General features: G+C 63.1%; 26 protein-coding genes. 17 read left to right on the top strand and 9 right to left on the bottom strand.

Annotated features, from left to right (window positions below):
• Positions 1 to 54: 54 nt before the first annotated feature.
• Complete coding sequence (locus tag PPN31114_RS17255) at positions 55 to 612, top strand: hypothetical protein (protein WP_150680736.1); 558 nt, start codon at positions 55 to 57, stop codon at positions 610 to 612.
• A 33-nt stretch (positions 613 to 645) separates the two neighbouring features.
• On the opposite strand, the gene PPN31114_RS17250 is transcribed toward PPN31114_RS17255, so the two are convergent.
• From PPN31114_RS17250 to PPN31114_RS17240, 3 genes are all read right to left on the bottom strand, one after another.
• On the bottom strand, positions 646 to 942 hold the full coding sequence (locus PPN31114_RS17250; protein WP_150680735.1) for an AzlD family protein: 297 nt from the start codon (positions 940 to 942) through the stop codon (positions 646 to 648).
• Entirely contained in the window at positions 935 to 1,666 is a 732-nt protein-coding gene (locus tag PPN31114_RS17245; protein WP_150680734.1) for an AzlC family ABC transporter permease, read from the bottom strand. Before PPN31114_RS17245 ends, PPN31114_RS17250 begins: the two co-directional genes overlap by 8 nt.
• A gap of 182 nt (positions 1,667 to 1,848) precedes the next feature.
• Positions 1,849 to 2,592 carry a hypothetical protein gene (locus PPN31114_RS17240; RefSeq protein WP_174988161.1) on the bottom strand — a complete coding sequence of 248 codons (744 nt, stop codon included), beginning with the start codon at positions 2,590 to 2,592 and terminating at the stop codon, positions 1,849 to 1,851.
• A gap of 181 nt (positions 2,593 to 2,773) precedes the next feature.
• On the opposite strand from PPN31114_RS17240, the gene PPN31114_RS17235 reads away from it, so the two are divergent.
• The 4 genes from PPN31114_RS17235 to PPN31114_RS17220 all read left to right on the top strand — a co-directional run bounded on the left by PPN31114_RS17235 (position 2,774) and on the right by PPN31114_RS17220 (position 7,419).
• Positions 2,774 to 3,157 carry a glyoxalase superfamily protein gene (locus tag PPN31114_RS17235; protein WP_150680733.1) on the top strand — a complete coding sequence of 128 codons (384 nt, stop codon included), beginning with the start codon at positions 2,774 to 2,776 and terminating at the stop codon, positions 3,155 to 3,157.
• Positions 3,158 to 3,368: 211 nt separating this feature from the next.
• Positions 3,369 to 3,836 carry a sigma-70 family RNA polymerase sigma factor gene (locus tag PPN31114_RS17230; RefSeq protein ID WP_150680732.1) on the top strand — a complete coding sequence of 156 codons (468 nt, stop codon included), beginning with the start codon at positions 3,369 to 3,371 and terminating at the stop codon, positions 3,834 to 3,836.
• Positions 3,833 to 4,885, top strand: coding sequence for a FecR family protein (locus tag PPN31114_RS17225; protein ID WP_150680731.1), 1,053 nt, complete (start codon positions 3,833 to 3,835; stop codon positions 4,883 to 4,885). The genes PPN31114_RS17230 and PPN31114_RS17225 overlap by 4 nt, the downstream gene beginning before the upstream one ends.
• Positions 4,886 to 4,956: 71 nt before the next feature.
• Positions 4,957 to 7,419, top strand: coding sequence for a TonB-dependent siderophore receptor (locus tag PPN31114_RS17220; RefSeq protein ID WP_150680730.1), 2,463 nt, complete (start codon positions 4,957 to 4,959; stop codon positions 7,417 to 7,419).
• A gap of 74 nt (positions 7,420 to 7,493) precedes the next feature.
• Here the strand turns inward: PPN31114_RS17220 and PPN31114_RS17215 are convergent, their stop codons facing one another.
• Positions 7,494 to 8,390 (bottom strand): dienelactone hydrolase family protein, encoded by an 897-nt coding sequence (locus PPN31114_RS17215; RefSeq protein ID WP_150680729.1) that lies wholly within the window; start codon positions 8,388 to 8,390, stop codon positions 7,494 to 7,496.
• A 189-nt stretch (positions 8,391 to 8,579) separates the two neighbouring features.
• Positions 8,580 to 9,368, bottom strand: coding sequence for a helix-turn-helix domain-containing protein (locus PPN31114_RS17210; RefSeq protein WP_246182611.1), 789 nt, complete (start codon positions 9,366 to 9,368; stop codon positions 8,580 to 8,582).
• A 131-nt stretch (positions 9,369 to 9,499) separates the two neighbouring features.
• Between PPN31114_RS17210 and PPN31114_RS17205 the strand changes: the two genes are divergently transcribed.
• Positions 9,500 to 10,144 carry an MSMEG_1061 family FMN-dependent PPOX-type flavoprotein gene (locus PPN31114_RS17205; protein WP_150680728.1) on the top strand — a complete coding sequence of 215 codons (645 nt, stop codon included), beginning with the start codon at positions 9,500 to 9,502 and terminating at the stop codon, positions 10,142 to 10,144.
• A gap of 13 nt (positions 10,145 to 10,157) precedes the next feature.
• Here the strand turns inward: PPN31114_RS17205 and PPN31114_RS17200 are convergent, their stop codons facing one another.
• The 3 genes from PPN31114_RS17200 to PPN31114_RS17190 all read right to left on the bottom strand — a co-directional run bounded on the left by PPN31114_RS17200 (position 10,158) and on the right by PPN31114_RS17190 (position 13,665).
• Positions 10,158 to 10,904, bottom strand: coding sequence for a FadR/GntR family transcriptional regulator (locus PPN31114_RS17200; protein WP_150680727.1), 747 nt, complete (start codon positions 10,902 to 10,904; stop codon positions 10,158 to 10,160).
• Between the two features lie 225 nt (positions 10,905 to 11,129).
• The gene (locus PPN31114_RS17195) at positions 11,130 to 12,302 is read right to left on the bottom strand and encodes a porin (protein WP_246182610.1); all 1,173 of its coding nucleotides are present in this window, start codon (positions 12,300 to 12,302) and stop codon (positions 11,130 to 11,132) included.
• Positions 12,303 to 12,390: 88 nt separating this feature from the next.
• On the bottom strand, positions 12,391 to 13,665 hold the full coding sequence (locus tag PPN31114_RS17190; protein ID WP_150680726.1) for a glucarate dehydratase family protein: 1,275 nt from the start codon (positions 13,663 to 13,665) through the stop codon (positions 12,391 to 12,393).
• Between the two features lie 291 nt (positions 13,666 to 13,956).
• Between PPN31114_RS17190 and PPN31114_RS17185 the strand changes: the two genes are divergently transcribed.
• From PPN31114_RS17185 to PPN31114_RS17155, 7 genes are all read left to right on the top strand, one after another.
• Positions 13,957 to 15,132, top strand: a complete 1,176-nt coding sequence (locus PPN31114_RS17185; RefSeq protein ID WP_174988158.1) for an ABC transporter substrate-binding protein — start codon at positions 13,957 to 13,959, stop codon at positions 15,130 to 15,132.
• Between the two features lie 26 nt (positions 15,133 to 15,158).
• Positions 15,159 to 16,238, top strand: coding sequence for an ABC transporter ATP-binding protein (locus tag PPN31114_RS17180; protein ID WP_150680725.1), 1,080 nt, complete (start codon positions 15,159 to 15,161; stop codon positions 16,236 to 16,238).
• Positions 16,235 to 17,116: an ABC transporter permease gene (locus PPN31114_RS17175; RefSeq protein WP_150680724.1), complete on the top strand. Its 882-nt coding sequence runs from the start codon at positions 16,235 to 16,237 to the stop codon at positions 17,114 to 17,116. Before PPN31114_RS17180 ends, PPN31114_RS17175 begins: the two co-directional genes overlap by 4 nt.
• 53 nt (positions 17,117 to 17,169) lie before the next feature.
• Positions 17,170 to 18,078 (top strand): ABC transporter permease, encoded by a 909-nt coding sequence (locus PPN31114_RS17170; RefSeq protein WP_246182609.1) that lies wholly within the window; start codon positions 17,170 to 17,172, stop codon positions 18,076 to 18,078.
• A gap of 224 nt (positions 18,079 to 18,302) precedes the next feature.
• Positions 18,303 to 18,695 carry a COG4315 family predicted lipoprotein gene (locus PPN31114_RS17165; protein ID WP_150680722.1) on the top strand — a complete coding sequence of 131 codons (393 nt, stop codon included), beginning with the start codon at positions 18,303 to 18,305 and terminating at the stop codon, positions 18,693 to 18,695.
• 145 nt (positions 18,696 to 18,840) lie between these two features.
• Complete coding sequence (locus PPN31114_RS17160) at positions 18,841 to 19,395, top strand: RNA polymerase sigma factor (protein ID WP_150680721.1); 555 nt, start codon at positions 18,841 to 18,843, stop codon at positions 19,393 to 19,395.
• Positions 19,395 to 20,303: a zf-HC2 domain-containing protein gene (locus PPN31114_RS17155; protein WP_150680720.1), complete on the top strand. Its 909-nt coding sequence runs from the start codon at positions 19,395 to 19,397 to the stop codon at positions 20,301 to 20,303. The genes PPN31114_RS17160 and PPN31114_RS17155 overlap by 1 nt, the downstream gene beginning before the upstream one ends.
• On the opposite strand, the gene PPN31114_RS17150 is transcribed toward PPN31114_RS17155, so the two are convergent.
• Positions 20,300 to 21,202: a LysR family transcriptional regulator gene (locus PPN31114_RS17150; protein WP_150680719.1), complete on the bottom strand. Its 903-nt coding sequence runs from the start codon at positions 21,200 to 21,202 to the stop codon at positions 20,300 to 20,302. The two genes, PPN31114_RS17155 and PPN31114_RS17150, sit on opposite strands and share 4 nt — an antisense overlap.
• Before the next feature lie 230 nt (positions 21,203 to 21,432).
• On the opposite strand from PPN31114_RS17150, the gene PPN31114_RS17145 reads away from it, so the two are divergent.
• The 4 genes from PPN31114_RS17145 to PPN31114_RS17130 all read left to right on the top strand — a co-directional run bounded on the left by PPN31114_RS17145 (position 21,433) and on the right by PPN31114_RS17130 (position 24,874).
• Positions 21,433 to 22,095 carry a hydrolase gene (locus PPN31114_RS17145; protein WP_150680718.1) on the top strand — a complete coding sequence of 221 codons (663 nt, stop codon included), beginning with the start codon at positions 21,433 to 21,435 and terminating at the stop codon, positions 22,093 to 22,095.
• Positions 22,096 to 22,109: 14 nt separating this feature from the next.
• Complete coding sequence (locus PPN31114_RS17140; protein ID WP_150680717.1) at positions 22,110 to 22,394, top strand: DUF1427 family protein; 285 nt, start codon at positions 22,110 to 22,112, stop codon at positions 22,392 to 22,394.
• 150 nt (positions 22,395 to 22,544) lie between these two features.
• Positions 22,545 to 24,458, top strand: coding sequence for an amidohydrolase (locus PPN31114_RS17135; protein ID WP_150680716.1), 1,914 nt, complete (start codon positions 22,545 to 22,547; stop codon positions 24,456 to 24,458).
• A 2-nt stretch (positions 24,459 to 24,460) separates the two neighbouring features.
• The gene (locus PPN31114_RS17130; RefSeq protein ID WP_150680715.1) at positions 24,461 to 24,874 is read left to right on the top strand and encodes a DoxX family protein; all 414 of its coding nucleotides are present in this window, start codon (positions 24,461 to 24,463) and stop codon (positions 24,872 to 24,874) included.
• Positions 24,875 to 24,907 lie beyond the last annotated feature (33 nt).

The raw sequence follows: 24,907 nt of genomic DNA, 5'->3' as shown, positions 1-24,907 counted from the left end.
GAATCGTTTGATATGCTTCTGCGCGAAAATCAATAACAGATAAGGGGAAACACAATGCGACGAGTATTGAGCCGGGTTGCCGTGGTCAGTGCAATGCTATTCGGTGCGATTTCAATTGCCCAGGGGGCCCGTGAGGAGCCCAAAAGAATGTACCCGGGGGACACGCTCCCGGACGAGGAAATTTCGCTGGTGGCAGTGGGGTGGATCGGTGGTTCCTGGAACAAGACAACCGCGGAGCAAGTTATCGCATACGTCGCGGGCGTCGATGGCGAACTATGTCCTGAGGAATCGGGTAACGGCGGCGGCGTCCCGTACTGTGGCCTGTTCATCCAAATGCTGCCCGGCAACCACACGCTGACCATTCGCCTCTCGCATTCCGCATCCGTGAGCCCCATGGGGTTTGGATCCGTGACCAAGCGGAAACAGGACTATCGCGAACTGGAAGTGGACCTAGCGCCCGACACGATTTACAAACTCGTCCCTGTGCGCCGCGAGGGGCAACCTCCCGATGTAGCGCTACAGGAGGTTTGCCGGGGAAAGTCGCAGACCGCCATGAAAATCAAATTTGTGGAGCGTGACGCGAGCAAGGATAGCGGCCCTGAATGTCCGTAATTCCTTAGAGGGGGCGCGCGTCCCGCGCTCCTTTCAAACCACCTGCCGCAACACCCCAGTCACCACCACGCTGATCACCACCGTCGGCAACAGCGAAAACCGCGTCGCCACCAGCAACGTCACAGCCAGCGCGAGCAAGTCGGCGGGGTTACGGGCGACGAACGCCGGTGCAATCACCGAGATCAGCACGCATCCCGGCACGCTCTCCATAATCGCGCGCATGCGCGGGCTCAACGTGCGATCGCGCAGTGCCACAAAGCCAACGATGCGCGTCGCGTACGTCGACGCTGCCATCAACACAATGGTCAGAACGGTCATCCCATCAAGCATCTTTCTTCTCCAGCATGACCGCTGTAATCAGCCCGGCACACGTGCCCGCCGCAACATACCAAGCACCAGGCACCAGCAGATACGTGATCGCCGAGACCACCAGACTCACGAACCACGGACGGCTCGCTTTCATGCCCTTCCACATGCCCTTGAGCAGCACGATGAACACCGCCGTGAAAGCCATATCGAAACCGTATTGCTCGATATCGCCCAGCACCGGGCCAAGCACTGCCCCGAGCGCAGTGAACGCCACCCACGTCATCCATAGATTGATCGCCGCACCCACGTAGTAGCCGAAACTAATGCGCTCCTTGCCGCGCGCATTCGCGTCGGCAAGCGCCATGGCCCAGCTTTCGTCGCACATCAGAAAGAGCGCAGCGAGCGCACGCGGCAGCGGCACATGACGCATACGAGGCGCGAGCGCCGCACCCATCAAAATATGCCGTGCATTCACCAGCAGGGACATCGCAATAATCAGCGCGATATGCGGCGGCGAGGTCCAGATACGAATTGCCGTGAACTCGGAGCCGCCCGCGAAGTTCAGGCCCGTCATCAACGGCACTTCAATCGCGCTCAAGCCTTTCTGCGCCGCCTGAGCTCCAAGCACTAACGCAAAGGGAACGAAACCCAACATCACCGGCAGCGCGGCGCGCATGCCTCGTGCCATCTCGGTGCGAAACGGCGACGCCTGCGCCGCGACCGATGGCGAATACATACCACTCATTACACGTCCTTCAAACAAAAACACTTACGCCCAACGAAACGTCGAACACGCCAGCGCATCTGCGGCGCCGGTCGTGTGGAAATGCGAGAGGGGAAGACTAGCGCAACCGTCAGGTGGCTGGCTTGTACGATCTTGCGGATGATGGCGTTACGAGCGGCGGCGCTAAGGGCCGAATGCCCCAATCAAAGCGAATTCGCCACAGGCAACCATCGGCCGGTATCGGCACACAGCGTGGCGGTGCGCCCATCGACCAGCACTTGCGAGTCTTGTGCCGGAGCCGACGACAAAACGTCGAAGCGAATGCCGAGCGCTTGTACCATACGTGCGTCGTCGACGGGAAGCTCCCACGTGAGGAACATGTGTACGTTGTCGAGCGTACCTACGGGATTCGCAAAATCCGCTTCGTCGAACCCGCTGCTGCCTCGACGGATGACCGCGTGCGGCTGGCAGGTATCGAACACGAGCATGGTGCCGCGCGTCAGCGGAATGCGGTAGCCGCCATTCCCGGCATGCGGGAAATGCACGTCCAGCCCGCAGTCGTCGCTCAGAAACAAATTGCAGAACACGAAGCCGCCGTACTGTTCGCCATCGTGGTGATAGCGCGCGCCGCGACACGCCATCAACGCCACATCGCTCGCCGCCAGCAGCCCCGGCAGACCCTGTGCCCCGGTCCAGTCGTAGGCCGCCTGCACACATTGTGAATACTCGGGCCAGCGCATGCGTGCGCGCGCTAGCGGCATCGGCTCGACGTCACCAACGGCCAACGGCGTGTGCGACGAAATATCGCGCGACCAATCCGTCACCAAACGCTCAGGCGGCGCGGGGATATCCGCGTGCCCCCACAGCACGACGCGACTCACGCTGCGGTGGCGCAGCGTGTCGTCATGCCAATAGATAGAGGTGAGGGCGTTGGGCGCGTCGTGCACTTGATAGTTTTGATAGGGGTGGCGGACTCAGCAGGACTCAGCAGGACTCAACAGCCCAAAAAGGTCGTGCTAGGATACGCCGAACCTGCGGACACCGCTCCGCCATCTAGCGTCTGTTTCCCGTCGAAGCACCGCCTTCGTCGCCCATCTTGGAACCGCAGACGCCGCTTGTGGAGCGCCCATGGATACTCTCAATCGTGTCCCTCATGCCGTGCAATTCGGCCGAATTGCCCCGACCCTCTCCGTTGCCGATCTCGACCGGTCACTGAGTTTCTACTGCGATGTGCTCGGCTTCGAGAAAGTGTTCGAAGCCGGTTCGCCCGTCGGTTTCGTGATTCTCAAAAAAGACGGTGCGGAGCTGCACTTGTCCCGCGACGCCCAGCATCGCGCCACCGCGCAGAACGTCGCGCACTTGATGGTGGCGAATGCCGATGCCTTGCACGATCACCTCGAGCAGCATCGCGTGCGGATCGTCAAACGGTTGCGCACCATGGACATCGGCTTACGTGCGTTTGTGTTTGCCGATCCTGACGGCAATCGCATCGACGTCGCTGAGATCCGATAGCGCCACGCGACAACGCTAACGACGCCGACTTCATTCTGATTCGACGCCGCATACAGGCGCGCATTTGCCGCGGGGCGGAGCGCGCCTGACCTAATCCCGTTCCAATACGCAAAATCCTTCTTGCGTCACGTCGTCACTCACGGCCATAATGCGATTAATTCTCATTTAACTTTTTCCGTGCGCGGATGCGACGGGCTGCCGGAAGACTGCCGTGGTTGCGCATTACTACACCGAGCTGGTCAACTTCTTCGCGAAGTCGCTGAACAATCGCGACAACGCGAAAGACCTGGTGCAAGAAGCCTATGCGAAGGTGCTCGCCTTGCAGACGCGCGGCACGGAGATTCGCGACTGGCGGGCGTTGCTCTATCGCACCGGCAAGCATCTGATCGTGAGCGACGCGCGTCGTCATGACGCCGAGACGCGCATGCTCCAGACCCTGGCCCTCATCGGCGCCGACCACGCGCCGTCGGCCGAACATCACGCCGATATTCGTCAGCAACTCGAACGGCTGCTCAGCCGACTGGAGCGGATGCCGCGCAAACGCCGCGACGCCTTCATCCTCGTGCGTATTCACGGCATGAGCTATGCCGAAGCCGCCAGCCACATGCAAGTCTCGCTCGAAGCCATCGATAAGCACGTCGTGCGCGCTGTCATGGATTGCATGAGTTACCGCCCATGAGCGCCCGCGCGACCCAAACTCCCGGCACGAAGCCCTCATCGCGTGCATTGAAGCCGACGCGCGGCCAGATTGCGCACGCGCTCTCGCTGATTGGCCGTACGCAACACGGCGACGCCGATGATGCCGCGGCCGCCGCCCGCGCACTGGCCGACTGGCGTGCCGAGTCTCCCGTGCAGGATGCCGCCGCCGACATTGCGCAATCGTATTGGGCGCAGACGGACGGTGCCGCGTTACGCGAGCGTGTCGCGGTGCCGAAGCGAGTCGATGGCACGCCGCGCCAAGCCCGCCGTCAGATGCTGACGTGGCTAGGCGTCGGCGGGCTCGCCATCGTGTTCGGCGGTGTGGCCCGGCGCCAATGGTTACAGCCGACGCACACTCTCGCGCTGCGCACCGGCAAAGGCGAAGTGCTGCCGCACACGCTGCCCGATGGCAGCGTGGTGACGCTGGCACCCCACACAGACGTGCAGATCACTTACTACCGCAATCGCCGCGAGTTTCAACTGTCGCGCGGTGGACTGCATCTCGACGTGCAACCCGATACGTCGCGGCCACTGAGCGTCGCCACGCAGTTCGGCAACGTGCGCGTGCTGGGCACGGTCTTCACCGTTGCGCTGCGTGACGACGGCATGGACGTGGCCGTCGCGCATGGACGCGTCGCCGTCTGGGCGCGCTCGCCTGACGGCCGGGTCCACGTGGATCGTGACCCCGATGTCACGCTGGCCGCCGGACAGGCGGTCACGACGCTGCCGCAGGGTATCGGCGCGCCGCAAGCGGTCACGCCGCGAAGCGTCGGGGCCTGGCGCGAAGGGTGGCTGGTCTTTCAAGCCACGCCGCTGCCGCAGGCGATCGCGCAGTGGAACGACTTTCTCGCCCAGCCGGCGCAGCAGATGCGTATGGCGGACGCCGACGCCGCAGCGCTGCGCGGGCTGCGGCTGACGGGCACATTCCCCGTGTCCGATCCCGCGGGCTTTCTGCAAGGCTTGCCGACGATGCTGCCGGTTCGCGTTCGTCGGGAAAACGGTCAAGCCGTCATCGCGGCACTACGGTAGGGAAAAATTTTTGTCTGTCGTTTGCGTTCTCGTGCGTCTTCACCGGGTAAGCCAACAGAAGACTCACGGAAATGACCAGACATCTGCACGCTTTGCCGACTTCAACTCACTCGAAACATGCGGCCACGCTCATTAGCATCGCCGTCGCCTGCCTGTGCGCCGCCTCGCTCCCGCTGGAGGTGCGCGCCCAGACACCTGCGACCACCAACACTAATGTCGCCGCCACGCCGCTTGATCTGTCGCTGCCCGCACAACCGCTCGCGCTGACCATCGACGCGTTGGCGCGCCAGTCCGGCGTCGGTATCGGCTTCGATGCGAGCCTCGCCACCGGCAAGACCGCCCCAGCGCTGCAAGGCCGTATGACGTTGGGCGATGCGCTTTCACGGGCGCTTGCCGGTTCGGGGCTCGCGGTGAGTATCTCCGGTCGCACGGTATCGATTCATGCCGATGCCGTGGCCTTGCCCGCGACGGTGGTCAGCGCTGACGCGCAGCGCGTTACCGAAGGCACGGGTTCGTACACAACGCGCGTGACCGATGGCGCCACGCGTATGGACCTGTCGCTGCGCGAAACGCCGCAATCGATGACGGTCATCACGCGCCAGCAGATCGAAGATCAGAACCTGATGTCGCTCACCGACGTGCTGCGGCAAACGCCCGGCATCGTGGTCGATACGCTCGACGAGCGCGCGAACTTTTCCTCGCGCGGCTTCGATCTCGCCACCATGATCGACGGCGTGCCAACGCTCGCGTACGACACCATCGCGGGCATGCGCAACCTGCTGAGCATGGTGATGTACGACCGTATCGACGTGATTCGCGGCCCAGCGGGTTTGCTCAATGGCGTGGGCAATCCGGGCGGTGCCATCAATCTCGTGCGCAAGCGCCCGAGCAAAGACTTCACGGGCTACGTCACCGCCGGTGCAGGGTCGTGGGGCCGCTACAACCTCGAAGCCGATGTGGGCGGCAAGCTCAACGAATCGGGCTCGCTGCGCGCGCGCGTGGTCGGCTCGCACACCGCAGGCGACACCTTCATCGACGACAAGCGCACGCGTGAAGACGTGTTCTACGGCATCGTCGAAGCCGACATCACCGACAACACCACGATTTCGGCCGGTTACGAGTATCAGAAGAACAAGATTCACGGTGCTGACTTCGGCCAGAGTCCGCTGTTTTACAGCAACGGAGCCGCGACGAATTTGCCGCGCTCGTATAACTCCTCTACGCCGTGGAGCCTGTGGAACATGACGACCGATCGCGTCTTCGTCGATCTCGATCATCGCTTCGACTCGGGCTGGAAGATCAAGGCGGAAGGCTCGTGGTCGCGCAACCAGCGCGAGCGCTACAGCGGCGACGTCTGGCTGTATCCCGCCAACATCGATCCCAATACGCACATGGGCACGATGCAGCTCGCGAGTAACCCCGCGTATGGCATCAACAAAGCGTTAGACGTGTATGCAACGGGGCCGTATCACCTGTTCGGGCGAACCCATCAGGCGACGTTCGGCGCGAGCATCAATCACAACGCCTACAACTACGGCAACGATTCGGCGGTGCCCAATGCGTTCGATCGACGCCCGGTCGACATTCTCAATCCGGGCAGCATCCCGATGCCGTCGTTTGCCTATCCGCTGAACCGGCTCGGCGGCACCACGCAGCAAACCGCCATTTACGCGGCGACACAGATCAAACCGATCGCCCGTGTGTCGGTGATTCTGGGCGGTCGCGTCACGTGGTATCGCGCGACGTCGTGGGCGCGCTACTGGAACAACGGCACGAACGGTGCGCTCGTGACCGGTGCGCCGGTCGAGCAGAACGCCGTGTTCACGCCATACGCAGGGCTGGTGGTCGATGTCAGCGAGGACTTCTCGCTGTATTCCAGCTACACGAGCATCTTCACGCCGAACACGGCGCAAGACACCTCGGGCAATACGCTGGCGCCTAAGCGCGGCAACAACATCGAGTTGGGTCTGAAGGGCGAACACTTCGGTGGACGATTGAATACGGCGGTAGCGATCTTCCGCACGTATGAAGACAACCTCGCTGTGACCGACGGCACGCTCACGCCGAGCGGCACGGCGGCTTACAAGGCGGTGAGCGGTGCGAAGACGCAAGGCTTCGAGGCGACCGTCGCGGGGCAGGTGCTGCCGGGCTGGCAGGTGCAGGCGGGCTACACCTACAGCGCCAAGCGCGACCGCAGCGGCGCGCTGGTGAACCCGACGTATCCGCAGCGGCTGCTGCGTATTGCCACGACGTATCGTCTGCCCGGCGTGCTAAGCAAGGTGACGATCGGCGGCAGCTTGAGCTACCAGAGCGCGATCTCGTATGTGGAGACCTATAGCGGGCTGACGGCGCGACAAGGCGGTATCACGCTCATCGATCTGATGGCGCGCTACGACGTCACGCGCGAGTTAAGCGTGTCGCTCAACGTTGGCAACGTGACAGATAAGCGCTACTGGGCCGGGTTGGGCGGCTACAACGGCTACACCTATGGCGCACCGCGTAACGGCTGGGTGAAGCTCACGTATCGCTTCTAAGCCGCTACTGAGTCGCTACCGAGCCGCTTCTAAGCATCTTCTAAGCCGCTACTGAGTGCGCATCGCCGCCACACTCAAAACCCGACCTGCTTGAGAAATTTGTCGAGCGGTACCGACCACATCTTGCCGCCGTAGGTGAGCAGCAAGTGACCGTCGTGACCGGGCAGGTCGTCGGTGTGGACGAACTGGGCAGGGCTGCCGCCCGCCGCGAACGCATCGAACCAGCCCTTCGGGGCATCCGGTCCCCAGTACTGGTCGTTCTTCGCGTAGAGCCACAAGCCGGGAATCGTCGTGGTCTTGCCCATTTCGCCGTAGATCGACTTCATTTGCTCGGGGTCGCAACTATGGCCCGGCGCTTTGTCGGGCGAGCCCCCGGCACCGCCGGAGAAGTTGATGTACGCGACGACACCCGGTGGTCGTTCGGCCACGGTCGCCACAGTCGTGAAGCCGCCGACCGAGCGGCCTTCCAAGATGACGCGATCCTTGTCGGCCCACGGCTGTTCTCGCACCCAGCCAAGGGCGGCGAGATTTGCCTCGGAAGTCACTTTCCAAAGCTGGCGGAAATCGGGGCGGCGCTTGCATTCCCCCGCATTGCCGAACGACGCGCCCGAGTTCTCGCGATCCGGGCCGCCCGTCGTGCCATAGCCGACGCGAATCGGCGCCACGACGGCAAAGCCTCGGCTGAGCCAGAACCGCACATGCCCTTGCAACACCGGGTGTGCCAGCTTGGCGCGCTCCAGCGGGTCGCCCGCGCGGCCATGCTCGAACAGCAGCACGGGGAAGGGGCCGTTGCCAGCGGGCTTGTAGACCTCGGTGCGCATGGCGATGTCGCGGCCAAAGGTGCCTGCGCCGGGCACCACGATCGAGACGATTTCGGGCTGAATCTCTTGTGGTGAGGCGGTCGCCGCTGCCGGGGCTTCGTCCTGCGCGAAGGCGTGCGGCGCACCCGCGCACAACGCGATCGGAAGCATCGCCGCCAACACCGCTGAGCGGCAGCGAAGTGCAAGGCGTGGAAGGTGAAGGCGAGGGCGCAAACGCGTGGCGATGGGCATCATATTTTTATTGACCTTCGAACGAGGACCAGCGGTGATACTACCCCCGCCGCATGACGCCGGGAACGGGCGGCGAAGGGTGCGGCACCGACAAAGTGTTATGCCGTATTACGAAGCAAAGTAGCGCCCCGGCGTGGTGTGGAACGTGCGTCGGAATAGCGCGATGAAGGCGCTTGCGTTGTCGTATCCCAGATCGAGTGCCACGGTGCTGACCGGTTGGCCCGCCGCCAGCAGCTCCACCGCGCGAAGCAACCGCGCACGCTGACGCCATGCGGTGAACGTCAGCCCCGTCTCTTCGACGAAGCGGCGGCTCACGGTGCGCGGCGTGGTGTTGGCCCAGACCGCCCATTCGTTGAGGGTGCGGGCGTCGGCGGGGTTGTCGACAAGGGCGGTGGCGATGCGCCGTAACCGGGCGTCGCCCGGCATCGGCAAGCGGAAAGTGTCGGCATCGCTGGTGGAAATCTCATCGAGCAACACGTTCACGACGCTCTCCTGACGGCGATCCGGCTGGCCCAATTCCCACTGCGCGGCCCGCAAGACGGCTTCGCGCATCAGACCGGTTACCTCGATGGCGCGCGGTGCGTCGGGCAGGTCGCCACACCGGTCAGGGCGCACATACACCGCCCAGCCGTAGAACGGCCCGTGCGAGAACGCGGCGTGGGGATGATTCGGCGGAATCCAGACGGCGCGCGTGGTGGGCACGACCCATGTGCCTGCGCTCGTCTGCACGGTCAGCAGTCCGCCGAGCAACCCGAGCAGTTGCCCCGAATCGTGTTGATGGGTTTGCGATCCGCGCGGCTCGTCGATGCGTCCCATCAAGGCGATGATCGGCGGATCGGTGGCGTCCATGCAGTGCACGCGTGCGATCTTCGGTGTCAGATGCTCGGGGAAAGTCATGGTGATCGGGATGCCGCGATAGGTGAGCGCAATTGTGGCGCAAATGCGCTATTCAATGGCGTGAATAGTCTATCAGTGCCAGCGCTCGCGGCGATATGCTGCCTTGTCAAATCTGCCAAGGACACCTCGTCATGTCACAAGCCCCTGTCGAGCCCATCGAGCCCACCGAACTCATCAAGCCCATCGATCTCGATCAACTCTACGATCCGCCCTCGGAGATGATCGTCAAAGGCGTGATGCCGAATCTGCTGCCCTTTCACATCGCGTACTTGAAAGTCGCCACGTTTTTTTGCCTCGCCTCGGGGAGCGCGCAAGGGCTCGATGCGTCACCGCGCGGCGGCGAGCCCGGGTTCGTTCATGCTCTAGACGAAAAAACCGTGGCGTTTGCCGACTGGCCCGGCAACAACCGCATCGCGTCGCTGCGCAATCTCAACGAAGACAGCCGCATCGGCATGCTGTTTTTATTTCCGGGGCTGGAGGTGTTCATGCGGATCAACGGGCACGGGCAGATCTCGACGTCGCCCGATTTGCTGAACCGTTTGAAGGAGAACGAGCGCACGCCAAAGACGGCCATCGTCGTCACGATCGACGAAGTGCTGTTCCACTGCGGCAAAGCGATCAACCGCGCGAAACTCTGGCGGCCGGAGTCGCAACTCGCGCGTACGGCAGTGCCGTCGCTAGGCGAGATGAAGGCCTCGCTTACCGGGATCGATAAAGCGAAAGCGCAGGAGATGGATGAAGGGTATTACCGCGCGGTGCGCGGCGATCTGTACTGAACGTCGGAGGAAATTAGTTCTGTGCGCCTGCCGATTCTTGCGCACGGCGCAGGCGCTCGCGGCTGTTCGTCAGGTGGGTGCGCATCGCAGCACGCGCCGCTTCGGGGTCGCGTCGCGCAATCGCGTTGTAGATATCTTCGTGCTCGCGGTTCACACGATTCAAATACGTCACCTGATCGTCGTCGGCCAGCGCAGCCGAGTTCACGCGCGTGCGCGGAATGATCGTGTTGCCGAGTTGTTCGAGGATGTCGTGGAAGTAGCGGTTGCCCGTCGCGCTCGCCACTTGCAAGTGGAAGGCGACGTCGGCGGTCACCGCATTGCCGGTGCGCTGACGCACGTGCATCTCGAAGTCGTCGAGCGCCTGACGCATGAGCTTGAGTTGCGTGTCGGTACGGCGATTTGCGGCCAGCCCGGCGGCTTCGGTTTCCAGCGAAATACGCAATTCCAGAATGGCCAGCACGTCGAGCATCGTGAGGATGCTGTTGGTGTCGACTTGCAGGGCGTTTTCGCGGGGCGCTTCGAGCACGAACGTGCCGATGCCGTGACGCGTCTCGACCAGTTGCGCCGCTTGCAGCCGCGAAATGGCTTCGCGAACTACGGTGCGGCTCACGCCGAGACTTTCCATGATGGCCGACTCGGTCGGCAGCTTGTCGCCGGGCCGGAACGTGCCGGCGCGAATCTGCTCGGACAAGGCGCTCACGACCTCTTCCGTGAGGCTGCGAGACTTGCGGCGAGGACGTGCGGGCAACGAGCTGTTCATGGACATGGCGTCGGATAAAGAGGTGATGACGAAAAAAACGCCCCCAGTTTACCTTATCGACCGTCGCATACATACGACAACCGATAAGAATCGACCGTCGATGCCTCACCCCAAATGCGATGCGGTATCGACGGTCCAAAGTGCGCCTTCTCGCGACCACTCGTCAAGCACGGGCCGACGCGCGCACGGCGTCGACCCTCAGGACACACAACGTGCGGGCAGACGTCAGAAGTCGACGCGAATCCCCAGCATGCCGACGAACTGCGAGCTCGTCGTCGACGGCGTGGCGTTCTGCGAATCGCCCACCACCGGACCGGCGTTGATGATGCTCGTCGCATTGGCCGACAGCGACTTGCCGTTGGCGTGCTGCCACGCTTCGAGCGCGTAGAGCGACGTGCGCTTCGAGAGCGAATACACCTGCGCGAGCGAGACCTGATGATAGGTCGCGGCATCGTTGATGCCGTTTGCCTTCGACGCTGCCGTATAGCTATAGGCGGCCGCCAGACGCCATTGCGGCGCAACGATCCACGACGCGTGCACGCCCGCCGTATTGAACACTGCCGTGTCGTGGAACAGCGACGTGGCGCCCGGCTTGTACTGCACGTTGCTGTAGCTTGCCCCGAACGTCAGGCCGCCGATGGTGTACACGCCCGCGAAGGCGATGTGTTGCAGCACGTCTGCCGTCACGTAACCCTGATTGACCGCCGAGGTGCCGAACGACCCGGTCGACGCACTGTTCCAGCTCGTGCCGCCACCCACGTTGTTCAAACGCAAATAACCGGCTGCCAACGACAGCGGGCCGCCGTCGTAGCGCAATGCGCCGGAATACGTATTGCCCTTGCTGAATGCGCCGGGTTGGCCGCCGAAGCCGTATTGCAAGCTGGCCGTCACACCCCACAGCACCGGCGAGGTGTACGTCACCGAGTTGTTGATGCGAATCGTCGTGTCCAAACCGTCGATATCGCCCGGGTGCGCGCCGGTCGCGCCCGTGACGTAGGCCACGGGGCCGATCGTGCCGACCATCAGGTAGTACGGCGTGTACTGACGGCCGATGGTGACGGTGCCGACGGTGTCGTTCTTCAGCCCTACGAACGCCTGACGATTGAACATCACGCCCGCCGAGCTGAACGCGCCGCTGTTCACGTCGAAGCCGTTTTCCAACTGGAACAGCGCCTTGGTGCCGCCGCCCAGATCTTCCGTGCCGCGAATGCCCCAGCGGCTACCCGCCAGATTGCCGTTACGCAGGTAGGTGTTGGAACTGCCGTTCTGGTTGCTGCTGTAAGTCAGCGCATCGTCGACGATCCCGTACAGCGTGACGTTGGTTTGCGCGAAGGCCGGCACGGCGCCGGCAGCGAGACCGGCGAGTGCAAGCCCGGCGAACAGTTTCGTTTGTCTCACGACATCCCCTCAGGTGGTGTGTTTTCTTGTGTTTCTGAAACTACGGTGCTTCGATGCTTCGGGACTTCGGATACCGCGTGTGCCTGTGTCAGAAGCGGGGTGCCTTGCCGCTCCAGCCGGGTTGGTATTTGCGCATCTGTACCGCGTCGTTACGGGTGCGCACCCCGCAACGCAGGTATTGCTCGTGAAGCTTCGCCAACTGGTCCTGATCGATTTCGAGACCCAGCCCCGGGGCCTTCGTGACGGCGACGGCGCCATTGCGGATCGCGATCTTTCCCCCGCGCACGACTTCTTCATCGGCCTCTTGCCACGGGTAATGCGTGTCGCAGGCATAGGACAGACGCGGCACGCTCGCGGCCAGATGCGTCATGGCCATCAGGCTGATGCCCAGGTGGGAGTTGGAATGCATGGACAGGCCGAGATCGAACGTCTCGCACATGCGCGCCAGAAGCTGCGTATCGCGCAGGCCGCCCCAGTAGTGGTGATCGGAAAGAATGATTTGCGCGCCGTTCACCCGCACGTTTTCGCGGAACTGGCGCAGATCGGTCACCACCATGTTGGTGGCGAGCGGCATGCCGGTTGCACGGTGCAGTTCGGCCATGCCTTCGAGTGTGGGCGTGGGGTCTTCGTAGTACTCGAGATCGCCTTCGAGTTCGCGGCCCATCGCGATGGCGGTGGCGAGCGACCAGTTGCCGTTCGGATCGATGCGCAGCGGCTTGTCCGGGAATGCGCGCTTGAGCGCCTTGAGACACTTCACTTCTGCGCTCGGATCGAGCGCACCGGCTTTGAGCTTGATGCTGCCGAAGCCGTAGGTGTCGATCATCGTGCGTGCCTGCGCGACCAACTGCGTGGCGTCGAGCGTCTCGCCCCAACTGTCGGGGGCGTAGGGGTTCTCGATGTGCTGCGCGTACTTGAAGAACAGATACGCGCTGTACTGCACCTCGTTGCGCACCGCACCGCCCAGGAGCTCGACGAGCGGAATGCCCAGATGCCGCGCCTGCAAATCGAGGAAGGGCACTTCGAAGGCGGAGTAAATCTTCTCGGCATCCTTGCGCGGATCGGTGCCCGGCGCGAGTTCGTACTCGACGCGCTCGCCGCCCACGCCACGCGCCACCACCGCCGCCACCCGGGCACGCAGGCCGTTGGTGTCGAACGGGTCCATGCCGATCAAATGCTCGCGGGTGTTTTGCAACAGGGTGAGCACCGGGGCGTCGCCATACGTCTCGCCCAACCCGACATGCCCGTTATCGGTCTCGATTTCGATGATCGTGCGCAGGGCGTAGGGCTCGTGAATACCGGCCGCGTTGAGCAGCGGCGGGTCGCGAAAGGCAATCGGGGTGATGGTGATGCGCTGGATTTTCACGGTGTCTCGGCCTCGTCTGCGGCATCCGCAAATTGCGGTGCGCTGATATCTTTTACGTCATCGTATGACTGGCCGTAATTTAGGTGACGCATCCGGCGTCTCTCTATCGGTGTTTCCCCTGATCGTTGGCTGTCTTTCCTGGTGAAATAAGCCTGTAAACGCTGCAAAAACAAAGATGTCTCGCTATCCTAGGGAAATCTCTGACGTGTTTCGCGGCGTCTCCTAATTGCAAAATGACAACGTCAGTCATATGATGACTTACGAGAAATTTAACCTAGAAGAGGAGACAGCATGGCCTTCAGCCGCAGGGGATTCTGGCAACGCACGTTAAGCGCACTGGCATGTGCCGCCGTAGTGGGAAGCATTGCGAACACCGCCGCTGCTGCGCCGGTGACGCTCAATATCGTGGACGTGGCGGGTAACCTCGCGCTCACGCAGAAGGGCTTCGAAGCGTTCCGTGACAAGTACCCGGATCTGGTCTCGAAAATCACCTTCACCAACGCCCCGGCGCCGCAACTGCCGGGCAAGATCAAAGCGATGCAGGCCGCTGGCCGCGCCGACATCGATGTGGTGCTGACCGGCACCGATGCGCTCGCCGCCGGTATCCAGCAAAACCTCTGGCAACGCCTGCTGCCCGAGTACAGCGCCCAACTGCCGGGCGTGCTCGACAAGTACGCGCCGAATGTGCGCGCGATGCAGGAACTCTCGAAGGGCTATGGTCTGGCGGTGACGTTCATGCCCGCTGGTCCGCTCGTGGAATACAACCCGGCCAAGGTCAGCGCACCGCCGAAAACGCCGGCTGAGCTGCTGGCATGGTGCAAAGCGAACCCCGGCAAGCTGATTTACGCGCGTCCGGCCAACTCCGGCCCGGGCCGTACGTTCCTGATGGGCCTGCCGTATCTGCTCGGCGACAAAGATCCGCACGATCCGATCAAGGGCTGGGACAAGACGTGGGCTTTCCTGAAAGAACTCGATACGTGCATTCCGTACTACCCGGGCGGCACGTCGGCGGTGATGAAGGAACTCGGCGAAGGCAGCCGCGATATGACCGTGACCGTCACGGGCTGGGACATCAACCCGCGCGCACTCGGCATCGTCCCGGCGAGCTTCAAGGTGCAGTCGTTCGACAAGTTCACGTGGGTGAACGACGCGCACTACATGGTCGTGCCCAAGGGCGTGTCGAAGGAAAAGATGGAAGTCATCATCAAGCTGATCAACTTCATGCTTGAACCGGCGCAACAGGCGCTGACCTACGACGACGGCTACTTCTATCCGGGCCCCGCCGTGAAGGACGTGCCGCTCTCGGCTGCGCCCGCCAAGAGTCAGGAAGTGATCGCCAAGTACGGTCGTCCCGAGTACGCGAAGCTGATCGCCGACTTCCCGCATGCCGTGCCGCTCGACGCCACGGCCATGGTGGCGGCCTTCCAGAAGTGGGATGCCGAGATCGGCGCCCAGAAGTCGAAGTAATTCGGCGGATTCACAAGGGTTTCGTCATGAAGCATAACTTTCAGCATCTACGCCTCGACAACGTTGCGCGTAGTTTCACCAACGCCGAAGGCCAGTCCGTTGCTGCACTGAACGGGCTGGACCTGACGATCGAGCGCGGCGAGTTCATCGCCTTGCTCGGGCCGTCGGGCTGCGGCAAGTCGACCGCGCTCAACTGCATTGCCGGACTCACGCCGCTCACGGGCGGCGCGATCTGGCTCGACGACGAGCGCATCGACGTGCTGCCCAGCGAAAAGCGCGGCTTCGGCATGGTGTTTCAGAACTACGCGCTGTTTCCGCATATGAGCGTGCTCGAGAACGTGGGCTTCGGTCTGCGCATGCGCGGCGTGCCGCGTGCGGAGATCGAGAAGCGGGCGCGCGACGCGCTGCAACTCGTGCAACTCGTGGGGCACGAGCGCAAGCTGCCCGGTCAACTCTCGGGCGGCCAGCAGCAGCGCGTGGCGATTGCACGCGCCATCGTGATCGAGCCGCCGGTGGTGCTGATGGACGAGCCCTTGTCGAATCTCGACGCGAAGCTGCGTATCGAGATGCGCGCCGAGATTCGCCGCATTCACGGCAAGCTCGACCGCGCGACGATCTACGTCACGCACGATCAGGACGAAGCGCTGTCGATGGCCGATCGCATCGTCGTGATGAAAGAAGGCGTGGTGCAGCAAATCGGTGTGCCGCGCGACGTGTATTGCCGCCCGCGCAATCTGCACGTGGCGCGCTTCATGGGCTATCGCAATGTGCTCGACTTTTCGGTCACGTCGACGCAGGGCGAACATGCCCGCGTGTCAGCAGGCGGTGCGTCGTTCGACGGCGTGCTCATGGAATCGCCTAGCGGCGCCAACGTGAGTGTGGCAATCCGGCCCGACGACTTCGAGCGCGCGCAAGCCGCCAACGACAACGCCTTTGAGGCCGTGGTGGAAACGGTGGAATACGGCGGTCACGATTCGCTGCTGCGCGTGGCGTCGCCGTTCGGCCCGTTGTATGCGCGCTTGCCCGGCGACTTCGCTGTTGGTGAGCGTGTGCCGCTGCGCGTGCCAGCCGATCGCACGCTCGTGTACGCGGGAGAGCGGGCATGAGTGCCGCCACGTCTACGGCCCCGGCCGGGGCACGATTCGATGCGCGCGGCTGGCTCGTCGTGCCAGCGCTCGCGTGTCTGGTGGCGATGTTCGTGTACCCGTTCGCGTACGGCTTGTTCCTGTCGTTCCAGCCGATGGACGGCGGCGGGGTGTTCGCGAACTATCTCAAGTTCTTTACCGAATCCACGCTTTGGCCGACGGTCTGGATCACGCTCAAGCTTGCGGTTCCCGCCACGCTGATCAACGTCGGCGCATCGATTCCGGCGGCGTTTGCGTTGCGCCGCAACACGCCTGCGGCGAAGTTCGTGACGATGCTGCTGGTGGTGCCGGTCACGCTCGGCACGGTGCTGATCGCCGACGGCATGCTGACGTATTACGGGCCGAACGGCTGGTTCCCGCAGGCACTGCACGCGTTGCATTTGTATAGCGATGAAGTGCGTCTGACCCACAACTACTGGGGCGTGTTGATCTCGCTCGTGATCTCGGGGTTTCCGTTCGCGTTCCTGCTGATTCTGTCGTACGTGACGGGTATCGATCCGACGCTGGCGCGCGCCGCAGGTACGCTCGGCGCAGGCCCGTGGGAACAGTTCCGGCTGATCTATCTGCCGTTGCTCGTGCCCGGGCTGACGATGGCTGCGTGTCTGTCGTTCGTGCAGGCGTTTTCGGTGTTTCCGTCGGCGGTGCTGCTCGGGGTGCCGGCCGGTGCCACGCGCGTGGTGTCGATCGCGGCGTACGAAGCGGCATTCGAGAGCTACGACTACTCGCTCGCATCGTGTGTGGCGATTGTGATGGGCTTTGTGCAACTGCTGATCGTGGCGGGCATGCTCGGCGCACGCCGGGCGTTCTATAGCGGTCCGACCACGGGAGGCAAAGGATGAGCGCGACCGATAAATCGATGGCGGGTGCCATGGCTATGCAGAACGGAGACCTCATGACGACGCCTTCGCCCGTGGGCAACACAACCGCGTCGCGCGAAGCGAAGGGTGCGCGCCGCAATTTGCGCCGCGAAGGCCCCGGCGCGCGCATCTGGCGGGTGCTGGTGTGGGGCGCGATGATCTTCTTCCTCGTGAACGTCGGCTTGATGATTGCCACGGTCACGATGAACTCGGTCGCTACGCGCTGGTTCGGCACGCCGCTGCCCGAGAGCTTCACGCTGCATTGGTATGCGCAGGCGTGGAACGACTTCCAACTCGCTAACGTGTTGTGGGTGACGTTCGAGGTCGTGGGCGCCGTGGTGCTGTTGTCCATTGCGTTGGGGGTGCCCGCGGCCTACGCGTTGGCGCGTGCGCAGTTCCCCGGCAAGCGGATTGCGATGCTGGTGTTCCTGCTGCCGTTGATGGTGCCGCCGGTGACGTACGGCATTCCGATGGCGACGGTGCTCTACAAGATCGGGTTGGGCGGCACGCTCTCGGGCGTGATTCTCGCGAACCTCGTCCCGTCGCTGCCGTTCGTGATTCTCGTGATGACGCCGTTCATCGAGCAGATCGACCCGAATCTGGAGGCTGCCGCGCGCATCTTCGGTGCGAACACGCTCAAGTACTTCCGCTACGTGCTGCTGCCGTTGCTGGTGCCGGGCATGCTTGCGGCAGGCTTGCTGGTGCTGGTGCGCACCATCGGGATGTTCGAACTGACGTTCTTCACGGCAGGCCCAGACACACAGACGCTCGTGGTGGCGCTGTACTACGCGGTGTTTTCCACCGGCGTGCGGGCGCCACAGTCGATCGATGCGATGGCGATGATCTACATGGCGATCACGTTGCTGTGGGTGCTCATCGCGCTGCAATTCGTCAGCCCGACGCAGTTGGTGAGCCGCGTCAAAGAAGCACCGAAAGGAGAATAAAGAGGGGAAGTCAGCCAGCAAAGGAATATTGCGTTTGTCAGGCAGACGCGCCGGATGTCCCCCCGGCGCGGCCTGCCCGGTGACGGCCATCCGAGGGGGCTCGGGTGGCCGTTGTCGTTTACCGGGCAGCGGCGGAAAATACCGATCGCTCGCGATGGAATAAAGCGTTGCGGGCGAACGTTCTCTCAATGTCGACACCGACAATTACCTGAGGAGCCAATCTGATGAACCAACGTCAATCGATGTCCGCCGTTCTGTCCGCTCTCGTCGTCGCCGCCGGAGCGTTTGCCGCCACCGTTGCCCACGCAGAAGTGCCGTTCAAGGCGGCCAACGGCATGCTGGTCGATGGCCAGAACCGCACGATCTATACGTTCGACAAAGATGAAGCCGGCAGCGGCAAGAGCGCATGTAACGGCCCGTGCGCCGAAGCGTGGCCGCCGGTGATGGCCATGTTGGGCGCCAAGCCCGAAGGCGACTACTCGATCATCAAGCGCGACGACGGCAAGATGCAGTGGGCCTACAAAGGCAAGCCGATGTACCTGTTCACGAAAGATGCCGCACCGGGCGACATGAAGGGCGACGGCTTTAAGGACGTGTGGCACGCCATCAAGCCTTGAGCGAAGCGGGAGGACGCGGGTGCGAACTCCCGTCGCGCGGGTTTCCCGGCGGCTCAGTATAATTTCGCGGCGTACGCTGGCGGCCACCGCCGGCGGCGCTTCGGACTGGCTTGCCGCCAGGTCTCCTCCGCCAGGAAATTCGCCGATGACCGGTCAGGATTTGCCCAGCATGCTCCCGGGCCTGCTGCCACGCCTCTGGGCGTTCGCGCTGCGTATCGCAGGCGATCGTCACGATGCCGAAGACCTCGTGCAGCGCGCCTGCGTGCATGCCTTGGAGCGCGTGCATCAGTGGCAGCCGGGCACCTCCGCGCTGAGCTGGATGTACAGCATTGTGCACACCACGTGGATCAACGAGATTCGTGCGCGGCGGGTACGCTCGCGCGGCAGTCTCGCGTGGGAAGACGCCGATGTGGAAACCGTGCCTGATTTGCAAGCGTCGACGCCGGAGGAGCTTGCCAGCTATCACCAGGTCTTCGGTGCCGTCGACCAGTTGCCCGAGGCGCAACGTCTCGTGGTGCTGCTCGTGGCGGTTGAAGGCTTGAGTTATCAAGAGGCTGCGCTCGTGCTCGACGTGCCCATCGGCACGGTCATGAGCCGCCTGTCACGTGCTCGCCGTACCATCGGCGACCGGTTCCGTAACCCCGAGGGACAACCCCGCCGGATCGACACCACCCCCGGCGCACGTGAGGAGGACGCGTGATGAACGAAGACGATATCCGCCTGCTCGCGTACGTCGACAACGAACTCGCCCCGGCCGAACGTGCCGAGGTAGAAGCGGCCGTAGCCGCCTCGCCCGCGCTGGCCGACGTGGTGGCCTCGCTGCGGGCGTCGCGCCTGCCGTATCGCGAGACGTTTGCTGCGCAAGCGTTGCCCCCCGTGCCCGAAAGCCTGAGCGCCAATCTCGACGCGTTGCTGCGCACGCATGCGCAACGTCAGCAGGCGGGGGCGAAGCCCGCGAGTGAGATTCCGCAAACGAATGCGCCTGTCGCTAACGATGCGCCGATCGAATCGTCGATGCCGACGAATGGGCCGGGGCGTCGTGTGCGCCCGTGGTGGCTCGCTGCGGCGTTTGCGGCCGGTGTGGCGGTGACCGCCGTCACGATGCCGTTGTTGCCGGGCGTTTTGCAGAAGGCAGGGATTGGTGCACCGGTGCTCACCAGTGCCACGACTCCCCCGCCGAAGTCACCGCAAGGCGTGACGTGGGTGCGTGCGGCGGCCGAATATCAGCAGCTTTATGCGCGCGACACAGTGGCGTCGGTGAACGTGGACGCCAGCGACACCGCGCGCACCGTGGCCGATATTCAGCGCGACGATCAACTCGATATCCAAGTGCCGGATCTGAAGGCGCAGGGCCTGACGTTCAAGCGTGTGCAGCGCTTGCGCTGGCAGGATCGCGCCTTGGTGCAGATGGTGTATTTGCCCGAGAAGGGCGACCCGATTGCGCTATGCGTGGTGAAAGACCCGCGCCCGGATCAAGGCGTTGCCGAGCAGCATATCGACCGTATGGGCGTGGTCACCTGGCGAAAGGGGCAGCTCGGTTATGCGCTGATCGGCGCGCCAGGTTCGGTCGATCTGAAGGCCGTTGCGAGTTCGCTGGCGCAGCTTTAAAGCGCCAGAATTTCGGGCAACAACGGCCGGCTAAGCCGCTGGCTCCACCATTTCAACGCCTCGCCCATGCGCTCGGTGCGCCACGCCAGCCAGAAGGTCTCCGGCGGGCGGGGCTCTTCGACCTGCAATTCCACCAGCGCACCGCGCTTGAGTTCCGCGCACACGCAGGCGCGCGGCAGAAAGCCGTGGCCCAGCCCGGCCAACTGGGCGGCAATCTTCGCCTGCATGCCGGGCACCGTGATCCGGCGCTGGCCCAGCAACAGCCCCACTGAGCGATCGGCCAGCGAGCGCGCCCCGTCGCCCACGACGATGGCGGTGTTCTCCAGCAGGTCGTCCCGCGTGAGCGGACGGCCCAGCTTGGTGAACGGGTGGTTGGCGCTCACGCAGAACGCGAAATCCAGCGTGCCGATCGCCACGGCCTTATAGCCGCCGCTGGCCGGTCCTTCCCCCGCCGCCACCACCAGATCCGCCCGTCCTTCCCGCAACAACTCCCAAGTCCCCGTGAGCGTCTCGGTGCCAATGCGCAGGCGTGTGCCGCAGTTCAGGTCTTCGAAGGCGCAGATATCCGGATTGAAGGCGCTCGTGGGGATCAGCGAATCGTGAACCAACCGGATTTCCGCCTCGAAGCCGGTCGCAATTTGCCGCATGCGTGATTCAAGCTGGTTTGCCGCCGCCAGCAGCCAGCGGCCCTCCTTGAGCATCTCCTGTCCCGCGTCGGTGAGCGTCACCCTCGGTCCGTTACGAACGAATAGGGCAAGGCCGAGTTGATCTTCCAGTTTGGAGACGGCGTACGAGATGGTCGACGGCACTTTGTGCAGCCGTTCGGCCGCAGCGGCGAACGAGCCGTACCGAGCGATGGCATCGACGATTTCGATGGCTTCCAGAGACAGCTTGAGCACGGATGATTCTCCAAAAAATCGATCATCGAAATTTTCGATGATAAGTCGTCAAAACCTTCAACCTCGCGTGCCTTGATTCCGACGAAACTTCTTCCAACGCGGCGGGAAACACAGACGAAAGCTTACACGAGCCGCCGAGTTTGATTTAGTGAATTTTATCGAACAGTAAAACGCGATTTCCCGTTGGTTTTTAACTTTTCTGTCATTCAACGCAATCTAGGAGACTTACCATGGCCCTCAACAAACCCGTCGCCGCCGCCAAGCCCGGTTCGCTGCTGCTCACGCCGCAAGACCACACGCTGATCATGATCGACTTCCAGTCGCAGATGGCTTTCGCTACGCACTCGATCGACGCCGTCACGCTGCGCAACAACGCCGCGCTGGTTGCTAACGCCGCTGCCGGTTTCGGCGTGTCGACCATCCTCACCACCGTGGCTGAGAAGAGCTTCAGCGGCCCGATGTTCGAAGAAGTCACCGCACCGTTCCCGGGGCAGAAGATGCTCGACCGTACGTCGATGAACACGTGGGAAGACGAGGCAGTGATTCGCCGCGTGAACGAGATCGGCAAGTCGCGCATCGTGCTCGCAGGTCTCTGGACCGGCGTTTGCATCGTGGGCCCGGCCCTCTCGGCGATCGATCAAGGTTTCGAGGTGTATGTGATTACCGACGCCAGCGGCGACGTTTCGACGGAAGCCCACGAACGCGCCGTTGAGCGCATGATCCAGGCTGGCGCCCGCCCGATGACGTCGTTGCAGTATCTGCTCGAATTGCAACGTGACTGGGCGCGCACCGACACGTACGACATGACCACGGGTATCGCGAAGAAGTGGGGCGGGTCGTACGGCATCGGCATCAACTATGCCAAGACGATGTTTGGCGCTCACGAAGGCTAATCCGGAGGAAGACGATGAAGCCCTACCTACTTTCACTGGCGCTCGGCGTACTGGTTGGCGTGATCTACGCGATGTTTCACGTGCGCTCCCCGGCACCGCCGGTCGTCGCTCTGGTGGGGCTTCTCGGAATCTTGCTCGGTGAGCAGATTCCGCCCCTCGTCAAAGGCTGGATCAAGCCCGACACGGTGCAGACTTCGTGGCTGAAAGAGCAGGTCAAGCCGCATGTGTTCGGCGAGCTGCCGCGATGCGCCAAGACCGACGTTGCTGCGGCCGCGCCCGTCAAAGAAGAACGCACGTAATAGAAGAAAGCGCAGAAGAAAGCGCAGAAGAACGCACGTAGCGCACGCTGCCCACGCAGCGCGTGCAACCGGTGTCGCGCTCGCCTAAATGGCGAGCGCCTTGTTCCCAGTCCTGAGACGTCCCACTCCGCCAAGCCAAGGAAGCCCGACATGACCGCCACCAACGCCTCGACCGCTACCCCCGACGTCATCCTGCACAACGGGCGCTTTACCACGCTGGACCGCACCAATCCCACGGCGAGTGCTGTGGCCATCAAAGACGGCCGCTTCGTGCGCGTTGGCCGTACCGAAGAAGTCCTGCCCCTTGCAGGCGACAACACCCGAGTCATCGATTTGAAGGGCAAGCCGGTGCTGCCGGGCCTGATCGACAACCACCTGCACATCATTCGCGGCGGCCTGAACTTCAATCTGGAATTGCGCTGGGACGGCGTGCGCAGCCTGGCCGACGCGATGGGCATGCTCAAGCGTCAGGTGGCAATCACGCCCGCACCGCAATGGGTGCGTGTGGTCGGCGGCTTCACCGAGCATCAGTTTGCCGAGAAGCGCCTGCCGACCATCGCCGAACTCAATGCCGTGGCCCCCGACACCCCGGTCTTCATCCTGCATTTGTATGACCGCGCTTTGCTCAACGGCGCCGCATTGCGCGCTGTGGGCTACACGCGAGATACGCCGGCGCCGCCGGGCGGCGAGATTGTGCGCGATAGCGCGGGCAACCCCACGGGCTTGCTGCTCGCCAAACCCAATGCCTCGATTCTCTACGCCACGCTGGCCAAAGGCCCCAAGCTGCCGTTGGACTATCAGGTCAACTCCACGCGCCACTTCATGCGTGAGCTCAATCGCCTTGGCGTGACCGGCGCGATCGATGCTGGCGGTGGCTTCCAGAACTACCCCGAGGACTATCAGGTGATTCAGCAGTTGGCCGACGCCGGTCAACTCACAATTCGCCTCGCCTACAACCTGTTCACGCAAAAGCCGAAGCAGGAAAAGGAAGACTTTCTGAACTGGACCGCAACGTCCAAGTACAAGCAGGGCGACGACTACTTCCGCCATAACGGCGCGGGCGAGATGCTGGTGTTCTCCGCCGCCGACTTCGAAGACTTCCGCCAGCCGCGCCCGGACATGGCGCCGGAGATGGAAGGCGAACTCGAAGAAGTGGTGCGTGTACTCGCACAGAACCGCTGGCCGTGGCGTCTGCACGCGACGTACGACGAGACCATCGAGCGAGCGCTCGATGTGTTCGAAAAGGTAAATCAAGACACGCCGCTCGAAGGCCTGAACTGGTTCTTCGATCACTGCGAAACGATCTCCGAGAAGTCGATCGATCGCATCGCGGCACTCGGTGGCGGTATCGCCGTGCAGCATCGGATGGCATATCAAGGCGAGTATTTCGTCGAGCGTTACGGTGCAGGCGCTGCCGAGGCAACGCCGCCGGTCAAGCGCATGTTGGAGAAGGGCGTGAATGTGTCGGCCGGGACCGACGCGACGCGCGTGGCGAGCTACAACCCGTGGGTGTCGCTGTCGTGGCTGGTCACGGGCAAAACGGTGGGCGGCATGCAGCTTTACCCGCAGGCCAACTGCGTGGATCGCGAGACGGCGCTGCGCATGTGGACCGAGAAGGTCACGTGGTTCTCGAACGAAGTCGGCAAGAAGGGCCGTATCGAAGCGGGTCAACTGGCCGATCTGATCGTGCCGGATCGCGACTTCTTCGGCTGTGCCGAATCGGATATTGCCGACACCACCGCGCTGCTCACCATGGTTGGCGGCAAAGTGGTCTACGGGGCGGGTCCGTTTGCCTCGTTCGACGAAGGCACGCCGCCGGTAGCGATGCCCGACTGGTCGCCTGCCCGCACGTTCGGCGGTTATGCCGGATGGGCAGATAAGGAAACGTCGGCACAAGGCACGCCGATGCAGAAGGCACTGCACAACGCCGCAGCGGCCTGTGCCTGCGCCAACAACTGCAACGTGCACGGTCACCGGCATGCGACGGCGTGGAGCAGCAAGCTGCCCGTGTCCGATCTGAAGGGCTTCTGGGGCGCGCTGGGTTGTGCCTGCTGGGCGGTGTGACGATGAACACGTCAACCCTTGCGCGTTGGCAACCCGCGCCCGCACTGCGGTGGATCGCACTGTTGCTGTTGTGTGCCGCCTACTTGCAGGGCGGCCTCGATAAGGCGTTCGATTTCAACGCCGCGATCGCCGAAATGCAGCACTTCGGCGTGTCGCCCGCGGCACCGATGGCGGCGGCCGTCATCGTGCTGGAGTTGGGCGCGTCGCTGCTCATCCTCACCGGCTTCTATCGGTGGCTGGGGGCCTTGGCCCTGGCGGCGTTCACGTTGTTCGCCACTTTCTTGGCGCTGCGCTTCTGGGAGATGCCGCAGCCCGAGCGCTTCATGGCCGAGAACGCGTTCTTCGAGCATCTCGGTTTGGTGGGTGGTTTTTTGCTGGTGGCATGGCACGACTGGAAAGCCCGTGCGGATGCCTAAACGGCAGCGGTAATTGCTTCGGTAAGTGCTTCG

Source organism: Pandoraea pneumonica, from assembly GCF_902459645.1.
Taxonomy (GTDB): domain Bacteria; phylum Pseudomonadota; class Gammaproteobacteria; order Burkholderiales; family Burkholderiaceae; genus Pandoraea; species Pandoraea pneumonica.
The sequence above is the reverse complement of the archived record's forward strand: the minus strand, read 5'-3'. Positions and strand labels throughout refer to the sequence as shown.